This window comes from Streptomyces sp. SD15, assembly GCF_054462255.1.
On sequence record NZ_JBTLMO010000028.1, the window covers coordinates 84,439 to 99,568 of the forward strand.

The 15,130-nt window shown below is 71.4% G+C and carries 13 protein-coding genes; 2 read left to right on the forward strand and 11 right to left on the reverse strand.

Going from position 1 to position 15,130, the window contains the following annotated elements:
* Nucleotides 1–246: 246 nt before the first annotated feature.
* Nucleotides 247–1,188 (reverse strand): 2-hydroxyacid dehydrogenase, encoded by a 942-nt coding sequence (locus ACX28W_RS26080; protein WP_459001837.1) that lies wholly within the window; start codon nucleotides 1,186–1,188, stop codon nucleotides 247–249.
* Between the two features lie 76 nt (nucleotides 1,189–1,264).
* On the opposite strand from ACX28W_RS26080, the gene ACX28W_RS26085 reads away from it, so the two are divergent.
* Complete coding sequence (locus ACX28W_RS26085) at nucleotides 1,265–2,281, forward strand: aldo/keto reductase (RefSeq protein WP_459001839.1); 1,017 nt, start codon at nucleotides 1,265–1,267, stop codon at nucleotides 2,279–2,281.
* A 107-nt stretch (nucleotides 2,282–2,388) separates the two neighbouring features.
* Entirely contained in the window at nucleotides 2,389–3,558 is a 1,170-nt protein-coding gene (locus ACX28W_RS26090) for a PQQ-dependent sugar dehydrogenase (RefSeq protein ID WP_459001841.1), read from the forward strand.
* 8 nt (nucleotides 3,559–3,566) lie between these two features.
* Here the strand turns inward: ACX28W_RS26090 and ACX28W_RS26095 are convergent, their stop codons facing one another.
* From ACX28W_RS26095 to ACX28W_RS26140, 10 genes are all read right to left on the reverse strand, one after another.
* Nucleotides 3,567–3,776: a DUF6191 domain-containing protein gene (locus tag ACX28W_RS26095; RefSeq protein ID WP_459001874.1), complete on the reverse strand. Its 210-nt coding sequence runs from the start codon at nucleotides 3,774–3,776 to the stop codon at nucleotides 3,567–3,569.
* 49 nt (nucleotides 3,777–3,825) lie between these two features.
* Entirely contained in the window at nucleotides 3,826–6,879 is a 3,054-nt protein-coding gene (locus ACX28W_RS26100) for a helix-turn-helix transcriptional regulator (protein ID WP_459001843.1), read from the reverse strand.
* A gap of 174 nt (nucleotides 6,880–7,053) precedes the next feature.
* Nucleotides 7,054–7,251, reverse strand: a complete 198-nt coding sequence (locus ACX28W_RS26105) for a hypothetical protein (RefSeq protein WP_459001845.1) — start codon at nucleotides 7,249–7,251, stop codon at nucleotides 7,054–7,056.
* Between the two features lie 174 nt (nucleotides 7,252–7,425).
* On the reverse strand, nucleotides 7,426–8,022 hold the full coding sequence (locus ACX28W_RS26110; protein WP_459001847.1) for a hypothetical protein: 597 nt from the start codon (nucleotides 8,020–8,022) through the stop codon (nucleotides 7,426–7,428).
* 35 nt (nucleotides 8,023–8,057) lie between these two features.
* Nucleotides 8,058–8,633 (reverse strand): GNAT family N-acetyltransferase, encoded by a 576-nt coding sequence (locus ACX28W_RS26115; RefSeq protein WP_459001849.1) that lies wholly within the window; start codon nucleotides 8,631–8,633, stop codon nucleotides 8,058–8,060.
* Between the two features lie 97 nt (nucleotides 8,634–8,730).
* The gene (gene gatB, locus ACX28W_RS26120) at nucleotides 8,731–10,248 is read right to left on the reverse strand and encodes an Asp-tRNA(Asn)/Glu-tRNA(Gln) amidotransferase subunit GatB (protein ID WP_459001850.1); all 1,518 of its coding nucleotides are present in this window, start codon (nucleotides 10,246–10,248) and stop codon (nucleotides 8,731–8,733) included.
* Nucleotides 10,249–10,264: 16 nt separating this feature from the next.
* Nucleotides 10,265–10,504, reverse strand: a complete 240-nt coding sequence (locus tag ACX28W_RS26125; protein ID WP_362087118.1) for a hypothetical protein — start codon at nucleotides 10,502–10,504, stop codon at nucleotides 10,265–10,267.
* Complete coding sequence (gene gatA / locus ACX28W_RS26130; RefSeq protein ID WP_459001852.1) at nucleotides 10,501–12,006, reverse strand: Asp-tRNA(Asn)/Glu-tRNA(Gln) amidotransferase subunit GatA; 1,506 nt, start codon at nucleotides 12,004–12,006, stop codon at nucleotides 10,501–10,503. Before gatA ends, ACX28W_RS26125 begins: the two co-directional genes overlap by 4 nt.
* 5 nt (nucleotides 12,007–12,011) lie before the next feature.
* Nucleotides 12,012–12,308 (reverse strand): Asp-tRNA(Asn)/Glu-tRNA(Gln) amidotransferase subunit GatC, encoded by a 297-nt coding sequence (gene gatC, locus ACX28W_RS26135; protein ID WP_459001853.1) that lies wholly within the window; start codon nucleotides 12,306–12,308, stop codon nucleotides 12,012–12,014.
* Nucleotides 12,309–12,644: 336 nt separating this feature from the next.
* Nucleotides 12,645–14,882, reverse strand: a complete 2,238-nt coding sequence (locus ACX28W_RS26140) for a putative bifunctional diguanylate cyclase/phosphodiesterase (RefSeq protein WP_459001855.1) — start codon at nucleotides 14,880–14,882, stop codon at nucleotides 12,645–12,647.
* Between the last annotated feature and the right edge of the window lie 248 nt (nucleotides 14,883–15,130).

The following is a 15,130-nucleotide window of genomic DNA, read 5'->3' on the forward strand; positions in this document are numbered from 1 at the left end:
AGCGCGCCAGGGTCGTCGGCGGCCCTGCCGCGTCGGATCGTTGGTCCATAGGCCGTGCATCGCCCGTCGCCCCCCTCGCAGTCCGAATGTCCATCCCCGGCGCCGAACGGTGCGCGGCGCAGCCCCTGTCGGGACGATACACCAGTCTCGTCACTCAGGGACATAGCCTCTCTACGCTCCGTGACGGTCAGCGGAGATGCGGACACCGCCCGCATTCGGCGGACTGCGGAGGGTGCCCGAATTCGGTTACGCGCCCGTCGTAAGGACCACGTTGCCCAGCGGCTCCCGGTTCACGAAACGATTCAACTGAGCGACCAGAAGCCGCTTGGCGCGCGGCAGGAACGCGGAGGTGGGGCCGCCTACGTGGGGGCTGATGAGCACGCCGGGCGCCTGCCACAAGGGGTGTCCCTGGGGCAGCGGTTCGGGATCGGTGACGTCGAGGGCCGCGGTGATCCGCCCACGCTCCAGCTCGGCGAGGAGCGCCAAGGTGTCGACGACCTGCCCGCGCGCGACGTTCACGAGGAGCGCGCCGTCCTTCATCCGGGACAGGAAGTCGGCGTTCACCAGGCCACGCGTGCTGTCGGTGAGGGGCGTGGACAGCACCACGATGTCGGCCTCGGGGAGCAGGGCGGGCAGTTCCGTGAGCGGATGCACCGGACCGCGCGCCGTGGTGCGCTCAGAGCGCGCGACGCGCGCCACCCGCGCGAGCTCAAAAGGCGCGAGCCGGTCTTCGATTGCGGACCCGATCGACCCGTATCCCACGATCAGTACGGATTTGTCGGCCAGCGCCTGATGGAACCCGGACCGCCACTCCCCCTTGTCCTGCGCCCGTACGAAGTCGGGGATGCCCCGCAGCGAGGCGAGGATCAGGGCGAGGGCGAGCTCGCCGGTGCTCGCCTCGTGCACGCCGCGGGCGTTGCACAGCTGCACGCCCGGGCGCAGGGACCGCAGGCTCGGCTGGACGTGGTCGACCCCGGCGGAGAGCGTCTGCACGACCCGCAGCGATGTCATGTCGGCCATCGGCCGCTGCGAGACGGCGGGCGGCTTCATATAGGGCACGACATAGAACTCGCAGTCGGCGGGATCCGCGGGAAACTCCTGGTCGCCGTCCCAGAAACGGTAGTTGAGGCCTTCGGGCAGGCCCTCGATCTCGTCGGCGTGAATCGGGAGCCACACATCGGAAGTCATGGTCAGGAGGCTATGCCAGGCACGGGGACGCGCAGAGGTTAGGTTGGGGTGCCAGGAGAGGGAGGGTTACGGCCAGGTGGAGCGCAGGACGATCGGCGCGGCGGCGCTCGAGGTGGGGGCGGTCGGGCTCGGGTGCATGCCGATGAGCTGGGCGTACACCGGTTCGCGGCAGCGGGGCGAGGAGTCGCTGCGGGCGGTGCACGCGGCGCTCGACCGGGGTTCGACGCTGCTCGACACGGCCGACATGTACGGCCCCTTCACCAATGAGCTGCTGGTGGGGAGGGTGCTGAAGGAGCGGCGCTCCGAGGCCTTCGTGTCGACCAAGGTGGGCCTGCTGGTGGGCGAGCAGCACATCGTGGCCAACGGGCGCCCCGGCTATGTGAAACGTGCGTGCGACGCCTCACTGCGCCGCCTTCAGACGGACGTGATCGACCTCTATCAGCTGCACCGTGCGGACCCTGAGATTCCGGTCGAGGAGACGTGGGGCGCGATGGCCGAACTCGTCTCGGCCGGAAAGGTGCGATCGCTCGGGTTGTGCGCGGTGGGTGCTCGTTCCGCCCGCCGCTCGGGGGCGCGACTGCATGACGGAACGATCCGGCAGCTGGAGCGGGTGCAGCAGGTGTTCCCGGTGAGTGCCGTGCAGGCGGAGCTGTCGGTGTGGTCGACGGAGGCGCTGGCCGCACTGCTGCCGTGGTGCGCGGCGCGCGGGGTCGGTTTTCTGGCGGCGATGCCGCTGGGCAACGGCTTCCTGACCGGCACGCTGACCCCCGGCGAGGGCTTCGAGCCCGACGACGTACGCGCCCGCCACCCCCGTTTCACGGCCGAGATGATGGCCGCGAACCAGCCCATCGTCGCCGGGCTACGGCGGATCGCCCGGCGGCACGGGGGCGGCGGGGACCACGGGGACGAGGTCACGCCCGCGCAGGTGGCGCTGGCCTGGGTGCTGGCCCAGGGTCGGCATGTGGTCCCCGTGCCGGGGGCCAAGCGGGAGCGGTGGGTCACCCAGAACGCGGGGGCGGCCGCGCTGCGGCTGACGGCGGAGGATCTGGCGGAGGTGGCGGGGTTGCCGGGGGCACAGGGGTCCTGGGACTGAAAGCGCGTCGGTGATCCCGGCTTCGCCGATGTGAGGTTCATTGATCGGGAACCCCTGGGGCGCGAGCGGTGTATGAACAGTAGGACCGCCGCGTCGAAGGGACCCTGATGGTGCAACGTCGAGTAGTAACAGCGGTGTTGGCCGCGGCCACGCTGCTGGTGACGGCCGGCTGTTCCTCCGACGGCGGGGGAGAGTCCGACGTCGGGAGCGCCTTCCCGAGCATCGGGAGTAAGAGTACGGGGGCGTCGTCCTCGCAGTCGGCCGCCGAGGAGACCCCGCCGGCCAAGGGCTCGGTGAAGGTCGTACGGACGGTCACCGAGGACCTGGAGTCGCCCTGGGGCCTCGCCCCGCTGCCCGACGGCGACCTGCTCGTCTCCTCCCGCGACGAGGCGACGATCACCCGGGTCGACGAGGAGACCGGCAAGAAGACGGAGCTGGGCGAGGTGCCAGGGGTGGCCCCCGCGGGAGAGGGCGGCCTCCTGGGTATCGCCCTCTCCCCCACGTTCGCCTCGGACCACATGATCTACGCGTACTTCACGACGGCGTCGGACAACCGCATCGTCCGCATGCTGTACGACGAGAAGAAGCCGTCCGGCGAGCAGCTCGGCGCGCCGGACACGATCTTCAAGGGCATCCCCAAGGGAGTGATCCACAACGGCGGCCGGATCGCGTTCGGCCCGGACAAGATGCTGTACGCGGGCGCGGGTGAAACGGGTGACCCGGGCCTGGCGCAGGACAAGAAGTCACTGGGCGGCAAGATCCTGCGGATGACGCCGGACGGCGATCCGGCGCCGGGCAACCCCTTCGACGACTCGGTCGTCTACTCGTACGGGCATCGCAATGTCCAGGGCCTCGCCTGGGACGACAAACAGCGTCTGTGGGCCGCCGAGTTCGGCCAGGACACCTGGGACGAGCTGAATCAGATCAAGCCCGGCGGCAATTACGGCTGGCCGGTGGTCGAGGGCAAGAGCGACGACGCCGAGTACCAGAACCCGGTCGCCCAGTGGGGCACGGACGACGCCTCCCCGAGCGGCATCGCCTATGCCGAGGGCTCCATCTGGATGGCGGGCCTCAAGGGCGAGCGTCTGTGGCGCATCCCCCTGAAGGGCACCGAGGCTTCCGCCACCCCGCAGGCCTTCCTCAAGGGCGAGTACGGCCGTCTGCGCACCGTGGTCTCCGCGGGCGGCGACAAGCTCTGGCTGGTCACGAGCGAGACGGACGGCCGCGGCAGCCCCGGAGAGGGGGACGACAGGATTCTGGAGCTGGAGGTGAAGTAGATCGGCCCTCAGTCCTGGGCGGGCGCCTCCGCCGGGTCCCCCTGGTCCTGGTCCTGCTCGTGGTCCTGGTTGGGCAGCCGAACGACCACCTTGCCCGACGACAGGTCGATGGGGCCCCGGCCCGGGTCTCCGTCGTTCAGGTCCACGCGGGTCAGTTCCAGCCGTCTGCGTTCGTCATTGGTGTGCTTGCGGCCTGGTGCGAAGAGCTCCTCGAACATGTTGAACACGGCGCCTCCCTCGGCCCCCGGGTCCCGTCCAGCGTATGCCTCAGCTCGCCGTCCTGGACACGGGGGTTTCCGGGGGGAACAGCCGCAGCCGATGCGCCAGTGCCGCCGCCTCGCCCCGGCCCGAGACGTCCAGCTTGGACAGGATGTTCGACACGTGGACGCTGGCGGTCTTCGGGGAGATGAACAGTTCCTCGGCGATCTGGCGGTTGCTGCGGCCGGCGGCGACGAGGCGCAGGACGTCGCGCTCGCGGCTGGTGAGGCCCAGGGCCGCCGCCGGGTCGGCAGGGGTCAGGGCGGACGGTTCGGGGGCGTGGCCCAGGGCGAGCCGGGCGCGCTGGGCGAGCAGCGCGACGGCGTCGGCGAGGGGGCGCGCGCCGAGGTGGTCGGCCGCCGCTCGGGCCAGCCGCAGAAGTTCGGTGGCGCGGGCGCGGTCGTTCTCGTCCGTGCCGGCGGTCAGCAGGGCCTCGGCGAGGCGGAGGCGGACGCGGGCGAGGTCGTAGGGGCGCTCCAGCGCTTCGAAGGCGGTGACCGCCTCGGACCACTCGTGCGGGTCGGCCATGCCCTCGGCTCGCCGGAGTTCTGCGCGCACCCACTGTTCGTGGGCGAGCCAGACGGGCGCTCCGGTGGCCAGGGACTTGGCGGCCTTGCGGAGGTGTTCCACGGTCTCGGCGCGGCCCGCTTCGGCGAGGGGCAGTCCGCGGGCGTCGGCCTCCGCGGTGGCGGCGGTGAGCAGCAGGGGCCAGGCGTAGCGCTGGGTGCCGGGTGGGAAGCCCGCGTCGAGGGCCTGCTCCAGGGCGGCGCGGGCGTCGAGGAGGCGGCCCTCGCAGGCGGCGATGGCCATCACCGTGCGCGCCAGCGGCAGCGAATGCTGCGGCATCGGGTCGTGCGTGCCGAAGTGGTCGCGGGCGGCGGCGAGCCTGCGGCCTGCCTCGGCGAGGTCGCCGCGGGCAAGTGCGAAATCCGCCAGACGCATGGCGCCGCTGCCGGATGGCTTGCCGCTGAGCCCCACGCCCAGCGCGTTCCCCGCCGCCTCGACGGCCTCGTCCCACTGGCCGAGCGCGTGGAGCGACTCCGCGAGATTGCCCCACACCCAGGCCTCGGTGTCCAACAGGCCGGTCTTCCGGGCGAGTTCGACGCCTTCCCGCAGGATCGGGACGGCCTCGCGGGAGCGGCCGACCGACTCCAGGTTGGACGGCAGGTTGATGTGGACACGGCCCACGACGAGGGAGGCACCGTGCCGGGCCACCCGCTCTTTCACCTCGTACATCTCCGCGAGCCCTGCCTCGACGTCACCCGAGTCGACCATGAGGCCGCCGAGGGTGAGCCGGGCGTGCAGCTCGATGTCGCGGGCGCCGACCATGCGCGCGTACTCCACGGCGCGCTCGGCGGCCGAGAGGGCGCCGGGGCCCGGCTCGTGCAGCATGCACCAGTTGGCGACCGCCGACAGCACCTCGGCGTGTACCTCCGACGGCGGCAGGCCGCGTACCAGGTCCTGGGCGGTGGCGAGTTCCTTCCAGCCGTCGCCGCGGGCCTGCGTCTGGACCAGACGGGAGCGCTGGGTCCAGAACCAGGCGGCGCGCAGGGGATCGTGCTCGTCCTCCAAGAGGTGCAGGGCGCGCTTGGTGATCTTCAGGGCGCGCTCGCGCTCCCCGCACAGCCGGCCCGCGACGGCGGCCTCGGCCATCAGGTCGAGGTAGCGCAGGGGTGTGGTGCCGGGGTCACCGCCACAAGGAGGGAACACCTCCACGTAGTCGACGGGGCGCAGCTCGGCCCGTACGGCGTCGGGGGCGACGTCCCACAGCTCCATGGCCCGCTCCAGGAGCCTCAGTTGCTCGGAGTGGGCGTGCCGGCAGCGGGCCTCCGCGGAGGCGTCGAGGACGGCAGGCAGGGCCTTGGCCGCGTCGTGCGCGTGGTACCAGTAGCTGGCCAGCCGGGTGGCACGCTCGTCGGCCGGTACGAGCGTCGGGTCGGCCTCCAGGGCTTCGGCGTAGCGGCGGTTGAAGCGGGAGCGCTCGCCGGGCAGCAGGTCGTCGCTGACGGCCTCGCGGACCAGGGAGTGGCGGAAGCGGTAGCCGTCGCCGCCGGGCGAGGCGAGCAGGATGTGGGTGCCGACGGCGGCGCGCAGCGCCTCGATGAGGTCGTCCTCGGCCAGTCGCGCGACCGCGGCGAGCAGTCGGTACTCGACGACCGAGCCGCCCTCGGCGACGATCCGGGCGACCCGCTGGGCGCTCTCGGGGAGGCCTTCGACGCGTACGAGGAGCAGGTCGCGGAGGGAGTCCGTGAGCCCCGTACGGCAGCCCTGGTGGGCGGCGACGGCGAGTTCCTCGACGAAGAAGGCGTTGCCGTCGGAGCGTTCGAAGATGTCGTCGACCTGGGCCGGATCCGGTTCGTGGGCGAGGATTCCGGCGATCTGGCGGCCGACCTCGGCGCGGTTGAAGCGGGCGAGTTCGATGCGGCGGACCGTGCGGAGGCGGTCGAGTTCGGCGAGCAGGGGGCGCAGCGGGTGGCGGCGGTGGATGTCGTCGGCGCGGTAGGTGGCGACGACGACGAGGCGGCCGCTGCGCAGGGTGCGGAAGAGGTAGGCGAGCAGGTGGCGGGTGGAGGCGTCGGCCCAGTGCAGGTCCTCCAGGGCGATGACGACCGTACGGTCCGCGGCGACGCGCTCCAGGAGGCGGGCGGTGAGTTCGAACAGCCGGGCCATGCCCTCCTCGTCGAATCGCCGACCCGGGGTGGACTCGCCCAACTCGGGCAGCAGCCGGGCCAGTTCCTCCTCCTGCCCGGCGGCAGCGGCGGCGAGCTCGTCCGGGAGCCTGCGGCGCAGGGCGCGCAGGGCCGTGGAGAAGGGGGCGAAGGGCAGTCCGTCGGCGCCGATCTCGACGCAGCCGCCACAGGCGAAGACGGCGCCCTCGCGGTCGACCGCGAGGGCGAACTCCTCGAGCAGGCGCGTCTTTCCGACCCCGGCCTCGCCGCCGAGCAGCAACGCTTGCGGCTCTCCCGCGGCGGCGCGGGAGAGCGCTTCGCGCAGTACTCCCAGTTCGTCGATGCGGCCGACGAACACCGGGCTGACGGACCTGGTCTCCACAGGCCCGAGCATCGCACAGGGGTCCGACACTGCGGCACCGATTATCGGGAGGGCGACGGGCGCCCCCGGCTGTGGACGGCCGACCGCCGTGCGGCCCTTCACCACCCCGCCGTCCACCTGTGCCCCAGCCTCCACCGGTGCCCCGCCGTCCGCCCGTGCCTCAGCGTTCCGCCCGTGCCTCACCGCTCACGCCGCGCGGGCGAACCGGTGCCGGCGGGGGCGGCGGCTATCCGCCTGCCCCTCCGTGTCGTTCCGGCCGGACTCGCGCGCGGCGGCGCGGCGGGCGGCACGACGGGCGCGGAGGGCCTCCCGCGCCAGCCGGTCGTTCTGGGCCTCTCGGATCAGCTCTGTGGACCGGATCTGGTGGAGCTCGTACTCGAACATCTCGTACCCCTCGTGAAGATTCGGTTTCGGCCTCGCTTCTTGCGATGCCTCAACCTTCGTCTCCAAGGGGGGTGTGGCACATCGGGAGAGTTCCGCATCTTGCGCACGCGAAGGGCCTTAGACCCGCCGTAAGTGACTTACGACGGCTCTAAGGCCCCTCAGAGGTACGGAGATTCAGCTGGTGGACGGCAGTCCGAGCAGGATGTCGGAGTACTTGGCGACCGCGAGCACCAGGCCGATGACGCCGAGCGAGACACCCGCCCAGGCGACCGACTTGATCCAGGCGGCCTGCGGCTTGCCGGGGGCTCCGAAGGCGGGCCGGACCAGGACGAAGACGCCGACGAGCAGCGCGAGCAGCGCGAAGAGGCCGCCGACGAGCGCGGTGGTCGCCCACGCGTCGCCGTAGACCTCCTTGACCTGCGTGGCGACGCTCGCGGTCGACGAGGTCTCCAACTGGCCCACGAGGGTCTCGCGCGCGGCGGCCACGGTGGCGACCCAGCTGCCGGTGAGCGACACGATGCCGAGTCCGGCGGAGACGACGGCTGCGGCGCCCAGGCCGACGCCGGAGGCGTCCTTCTCGACCTCGGGGGTGTCATCGCCCTCGAGGTCCTCGGCCTCCAGGTCGTCGTCCTCGTCCTCGACGGCGTCCTGCTCGTCGACGACCTCGGCGTCCGGAGTCTCGTCGGTCTTGGTGACGTTCACGGTTTCCTTGTCGCTCTTCGCCTCGGTGCCGTTCGCGTCCACGGCTTCGTCAACTGTCTTGGTTCCCATGCCTCGCACCGTACGGACGCAGTCTGAGAAGTCTCTTAATGATCGTTGTGAGCGTCACGCGCGCGTGCCGCCCGCCACTCGGGCGCGAGTACGGACCACACCTCCAAGTCGTGCCGTACGCCCCTGTAGGGCTGCTTCTCCCGCAGCACCCCGTCCTGGCTCATCCCGAGCCGCCTGGCCACGTTGAGGCTCGGCACGTTCCCCGCGGCGGCGACCCACTCCACCCGGTGGATCCCCCGCTCCTCGACCGCCCAGTCGATGAGCAGCCTCATCGCGCGCGTGACCAGACCGCGCCCGGCGGCGGCGGGTTCCAGCCAGCACCCGACCTCGCAGTTGCCCTGTTCCGCGTCGAAGTTCAGGAAGAGCACCCCGCCCACGAGCTTCCCGTCCAGCCACAGGCCGTGCAGGGACCCGGTGTCGGCGGCGCGCATGTCGGCGTACCGCTGGAGGTGCGCCCGCGCGGACGGCACGTCCGTGGACTGGGACCCGAAGGGGATGTACTGACCGATGAAGTCACGCCCGCGCTCCAGATGCGCGAGGAACTCCTCGGCATGCCAGGGCTCCAGGGGCCGCAGTTCCGCGCTGTCGTCACCCAGGGATATCGCGTACATCCCGTCGCCGCTCCTTCTCCCGTACGTCCGCCCGCAGGCGCTGTTAGGGGGATGCATCGGCTTCGATGCATCCCCCTAGGTGGGTACTTACGGGTACTCAGCCCTCGCTGACGCCCAGCTTCTCCAGGATCAGTTCCTTGACGCGGGCCGCGTCGGCCTGACCACGGGTGGCCTTCATGACCGCGCCGACCAGGGCGCCGGCCGCGGCCACCTTGCCGCCGCGGATCTTGTCCGCGACGCCCGGGTTGCCGGCGATGGCCTCGTCGACGGCCGCGGTGAGCGCGCCCTCGTCCGAGACGACCTTCAGACCGCGCTTCTCGACAACCTCGTCGGGGGTGCCCTCGCCCGCGAGGACGCCCTCGATGACCTGACGGGCGAGCTTGTCGTTCAGGTCTCCGGCAGCGACGAGCTGCGCCACCCGGGCGACCTGCGCCGGGGTGATGGGCAGGCCGTCCAGGGCCTTGCCCGACTCGTTGGCGCTGCGGGCCAGTTCGCCCATCCACCACTTGCGGGCGGACGCGGCGTCCGCGCCGGCCTCGATCGTGGCGACGATCGGGTCGATGGCACCGGCGTTCAGGATCGACTGCATGTCGTGGGCGTTGACGCCCCAGTCCTCGCGCAGCCGGTTGCGACGGGCGAGCGGCTGCTCGGGCAGGCCCGCGCGCAGCTCCTCGACCCACTCGCGGGACGGGGCGACGGGGACGAGGTCGGGCTCCGGGAAGTACCGGTAGTCCTCGGCCTCCTCCTTCACGCGGCCCGAGGTCGTCGACCCCGTGTCCTCGTGGAAGTGACGGGTCTCCTGGATGATCGTGCCGCCGCTGTTGAGGACCGCGGCGTGCCGCTGGATCTCGAAGCGGGCGGCACGCTCCACGGAGCGCAGCGAGTTGACGTTCTTCGTCTCGGAGCGCGTGCCGAACTTCTCGCGGCCGTGCGGACGCAGCGACAGGTTCACGTCGCAGCGCATCTGGCCCATCTCCATGCGGGCCTCCGACACACCGAGCGCCTTGATGAGCTCGCGCAGCTCGGCGACGTACGCCTTGGCGACCTCGGGAGCACGCTCGCCCGCACCCTCGATCGGCTTGGTGACGATCTCGATGAGGGGGATGCCCGCGCGGTTGTAGTCCAGGAGGGAGTACGTCGCGCCGTGGATGCGGCCGGTGGCGCCGCCCACGTGGGTGGACTTGCCGGTGTCCTCCTCCATGTGGGCGCGCTCGATCTCCACGCGGAAGACCTCGCCGTCCTCCAGCTGCACGTCGAGGTAGCCGTTGAAGGCGATCGGCTCGTCGTACTGGGAGGTCTGGAAGTTCTTCGGCATGTCCGGATAGAAGTAGTTCTTCCGGGCGAAGCGGCACCACTCGGCGATCTCGCAGTGCAGCGCGAGGCCGATCTTGATGGCGGACTCGACGCCGGTCGCGTTGACGACGGGCAGCGAGCCGGGCATGCCGAGGCAGGTGGGGCAGGTCTGCGCGTTGGGCTCGGAGCCCAGCTCGGTGGAACACCCGCAGAACATCTTGGTCTTGGTGCCGAGTTCGACATGGACTTCGAGGCCCATGACGGGGTCGTACGTCGCCAGGGCGTCCTCGTACGACACCAGCTCGTCGGTCGTGGTGGTCACGGTGAAAACTTCCCTCTCAGCCCAGCAGGACGTCGTCGTCGCCCAGGCGCTTGAGCTCCCGGTAGAGGATGGCGAGGCCGGTGACGATGGCGGCGGCGGACACGGCCGCGTCGATGAGGCGCAGCGTGTCGTGCTCCGAGCGGGCCTTCCTGGCCTGCTTGGCGACGCCGACGGCACCGAACGCGGTGGTCGCGATGGACAGGTACGTGCCGGACTTGGACTTCTTGAAGCCCTTGGCCTTGGTCAGTGCGCTCACAGCGACGGAGCCTCCTCGAGCAGCGGGTGGCCCCACTTTTCCACGAAGGCGGCCTCGACGGCGGCGCCGACCTTGTAAAGCCTCTCGTCCTTCATCGCGGGGGCGATGATCTGCAGACCGACCGGGAGGTTGTCCTCCGGGGCGAGACCGCAGGGCAGCGACATGGCGGCGTTGCCCGCGAGGTTGGTCGGGATGGTGCACAGGTCCGCGAGGTACATCGCCATCGGGTCGTCGGCGCGCTCGCCGATCGGGAAGGCGGTGGTGGGCGTGGTCGGCGAGACGATCACATCCACCTGCTCGAACGACTTCTCGAAGTCGCGGGTGATGAGCGTACGGACCTTCTGGGCGCTGCCGTAGTACGCGTCGTAGTAGCCACTCGACAGTGCGTACGTGCCGAGCATGATGCGGCGCTTGACCTCGGGGCCGAAGCCCGCCTCACGGGTGAGGGAGGTGACCTCCTCGGCGGACTTCGTGCCGTCGTCGCCGACGCGCAGGCCGTAGCGCATGGCGTCGAAGCGGGCGAGGTTCGACGAACACTCGGACGGCGCGATCAGGTAGTACGCGGCCAGCGCCAGGTCGAAGGACGGGCAGTCCAGCTCGACGATCTCGGCGCCCAGCTCCTTGAGGACGGCGACGGCCTCGTCGAAGCGCTGCACGACACCGGCCTGGTAGCCCTCGCCGCGGAACTGCTTGACGACGCCGACGCGCATACCCGCAACGCTGCCGTTGCGGGCGGCCTCGACGACCGGCGGGACCGGGGCGTCGATGGATGTCGAGTCGAGCGGATCGTGCCCGGCGATGACCTCGTGCAGGAGGGCCGCGTCCAGGACCGTACGGGCGCAGGGGCCGCCCTGGTCGAGGGAGGACGAGAAGGCCACCATGCCGTAGCGGGAGACCGCGCCGTAGGTCGGCTTGACGCCGACCGTGCCGGTGACGGCGGCCGGCTGGCGGATGGAACCGCCGGTGTCCGTGCCGATCGCGAGGGGCGACTGGAAGGAGGCGAGGGCGGCGCTGGAGCCACCGCCGGAACCGCCGGGGATGCGGGTGAGGTCCCAGGGGTTGCCGGTGGGCCCGTACGCGCTGTTCTCGGTGGAGGACCCCATGGCGAACTCGTCCATGTTGGTCTTGCCGAGGATGACGACGTCGGCGGCCTTCAGCTTCTTGGTGAGGGTCGCGTCGTACGGCGGGATCCACCCCTCGAGGATCTTCGAGCCGACGGTGGTCGGGATCCCCTCCGTGGTGAAGATGTCCTTGAGCGCGAGGGGCACGCCGGCGAGCGGACCGAGCTTCTCGCCCTTGGCCCGCTTCTCGTCGACGGCACGGGCCTGGGCGAGGGCGCCCTCGCGGTCGACGTGCAGGAAGGCGTGCACCTTCTCGTCGACGGCCTCGACACGGGCGAGGTGGGCCTCGGTGACCTGCACGGCCGTGAGCTCGCCCGCCGCGATCTTCTGCGCGATCTCTGCGGCGGTGAGCTTGATGATGTTGACGTTGGTGTCCGTCATGGTGATTAGTCCTCCCCCAGGATCTGCGGCACCTTGAAACGCTGCTGGTCCTGGGCCGGGGCGCCGGAGAGCGCCTGCTCGGGGGTGAGCGACGGACGGACCTCGTCCGCGCGCATGACGTTCGTCAGCGGCAGCGGATGAGAGGTCGGCGGTACGTCTTGGTCGGCGACCTCGCTGACGCGGGCGACCGCGCCGATGATGTCGTCGAGCTGGCCGGCGAAGTGGTCGAGCTCTTCGGCCTTCAGCTCCAGACGCGCCAGCCGTGCGAGGTGGGCGACCTCCTCGCGCGTGATGCCAGGCATGCAGCGATCCTCTGGGTGAGTGTGTGTGGTTTGGCCCAATCCTAGGGGGCCGGGGGCGGTGCCTGCGCCCGGGTTTACTCCGGGGCCCTTTCCCACCCGCACCACCAGTGACAGTTCGCCGACCAGGTGCGGGTCGCTCGCGGGCGTTCCGGCAGTCGGAGCGACCGCGGACCGTGGATATCCGGTCACGCAGTTCCCCGCGCCCCGGGCGGGGCGCTGCCGGCCCCGTCCACTACTGGGCATCGGACCGCGGACGGGCGGAAGCCTGCGGCGGCGAGCCCCGCGGGAGGGTTCCGCTTGTCGGGTGACCGTCCCGGGTGGTGCGCGGGTGGGAGACTACTCCGCGGCCGGCAACGCGGCACGCGGCCGCTGCCAGCCCCGCGACCCCCGCGCCCGCAGCCACGCCGTGGTCTCCTCGGGCGGCATCGCGGCGGCGACCAGCCACCCCTGGACCGCGTCGCAGCCCAGATCCCGCAACCGCTCCCACGTCTCGTCGTCCTCGACCCCCTCGGCCACGACCAGCAACCCCAGGGAGTGGGCCAGATCGACCGTGCAGCGCACGATCTCCGCGTCCTCGTTGTCCACCGCGAGCCGCGCCACGAAGGACCGGTCGATCTTCAGCTCACTGACCGGCAGCCGGCGCAGATGGACGAGCGACGAGTACCCCGTGCCGAAGTCGTCGAGGGACATCTTCACGCCATGTCCGGTCAGCCCGGCCAGCGTGTCCGCGGCCCGCTGCGGATCCTCCAGCAGCACGTGTTCCGTTATCTCCAGCTGAAGCGACCCCGCAGGGACCCCGTGCCGGGCGAGCCGCGCGGCGACCGCTCCCGCGAAACCGGGGGTGTGCACATCACGCGGGGACACGTTCACCGCGACCGGCACATGCAGCCCCTGCGCCCGCCACCGCGCCACCTGCCCGAGCGCCGTCTCCAGCACGTACTCGGTGAGGTGCGGCATCAGCCCGGACGACTCGGCGATCGCGATGAACTCGTCCGGCGGCACCTTCCCCCGCTCGGGATGCACCCAGCGGACCAGTGCCTCGAGCCCGGCCACCTGTCCGTCGAAGCGGACCTTCGGCTGGTAGTGCAGCTGCACCTCGTGCGCGTCGAGGGCGCGGCGCAGATCGCCCAGCAGACCGAGCCGGTCCGGCGTGTTCGAGTCCCGCTTGGACTCGTACACCTCCACCCCCGTACGGTCCCGCTTCGCCTGGTACATCGCCACGTCCGCGCGCCGCAACAGCCCCTCCGCGTCGAGCGCGTGGTCGGGGAAGACGGCGAGCCCGGCGCTGGCCTCCAGGACGAGGGTGAGCCCGTCGAGGTCCAGCGGCGAGCCCAGGGCCGCGACGAGGTTGCGGGCGACCCGTGTGGCCGACGTCGTGGAGTCGGCGACGGGCAGTAACACGGCGAACTCGTCACCGCCGAGCCGCGCGGCCTCCGCCCCGCGCGGCAGCGCCAGTCGCAGCCGGTCGGCTATCTGAAGGAGCAGCCGGTCTCCGGCGAGATGCCCCAACGTGTCATTGACCGAACGGAAACGGTCCATGTCGATCAGCAGCAGAGCGGAACGCGCACCGATGCGCTCTGCATCGTCCAGAGCCGTCCATGTGCGTTCGAGCAGCCACTGCCGGTTGGGCAGTCCGGTCAGCGGATCGCGCAACTGCTCCTCGGCCCGTACGCGGGCGATCCACAGCGTGGAGTCGAGTGCGATCAGGGGGATCGAGAACAGCGGCAGCAGCATCGGCTGCGCGACCGCGACGACGCAGATCAGCGGCGCGATACCGAGCAGGGCGACGGCTACGAGCCCCTGTCTGACCAGCGCTGTACGCGCGACGGTCGGCAGGCCTCCGGCGCGCGGCGCGTGCAGGTACCAGAGCAGGACGCGGGTGACCGCGAGATACGCGGCCGCGATCAGCACCACCTCGGGTGCGGCGTAGAAGGTCCAGGTCTCCGGGTTCCACGGCGTCTCGACGGACGGCACCCGCCCGAACACGGCCAGGACCAGCGCTCCGGCGCCGATGCCGAGGATGTCGACCGCGCCGTGCAACACCCCCTGGCGCCAGCGGTTGCGGCGCGCGATGCCGACCAGGACGACGACGGTGAGGCTGACCATGCCGGCGGGCACCCAGCCGTAGAGCAGCAGGACCGCGAGGGTGAGGGCGGCGCCGGAGCCCGTGCCGCCCCACCAGCGGGCGTGGCCGAGGGCGACCAGATGGCCGACGATGATGCCGGTCAGCAGGGCCAGCGACCAGCCGACCGCGCCGGACGGGAAGAGAGCGTGGTCGCCGCTGAACGCCCGGTAGAAACCGGTGCCGAGGACGAGTGCGGCCACCGCGACGACCGCCGCGGGCAGCGCAGGCCACGAGATGTGCCGTTCGGGATCGTGGCCCGGCAGCCCGGGGCCGCGCTCCGCGGTGTGTCGGCCGACGCCCGGAGCGGGGGCGGTGAGTGGTGCGGAGCCCGGCCCGCCGGTACCGGGAGGCTCCGAAGTCCGCCCTGTCCGGAGGCCGGCCATCCACGCGCCGGTCATGCGGAGCAGGCGCAGCCGTGAGTCCGGGGCGGCGCTCTCGGTCGGTTCCATTCCCGTCCCTCTCACAGCCGGCGGTGCCCACGCCACGCAGCCCGATGCCGACGACAATCGCCAACGGCACCGCGTCTGAAAACCCTTCCCCAGACTCTCGAAGAGCAGGGGATGCCCCAACCGCAGTTGGGCACGGCAGGCGCATACCTCAACAGTAGGCCGCAGAAGGCTTCTACGGGCAGCGGTCGGGGACGGTTGCCCGAATGCGACCGGGCCACCCGTATGCATCTGATATGCGCCGAACGGGT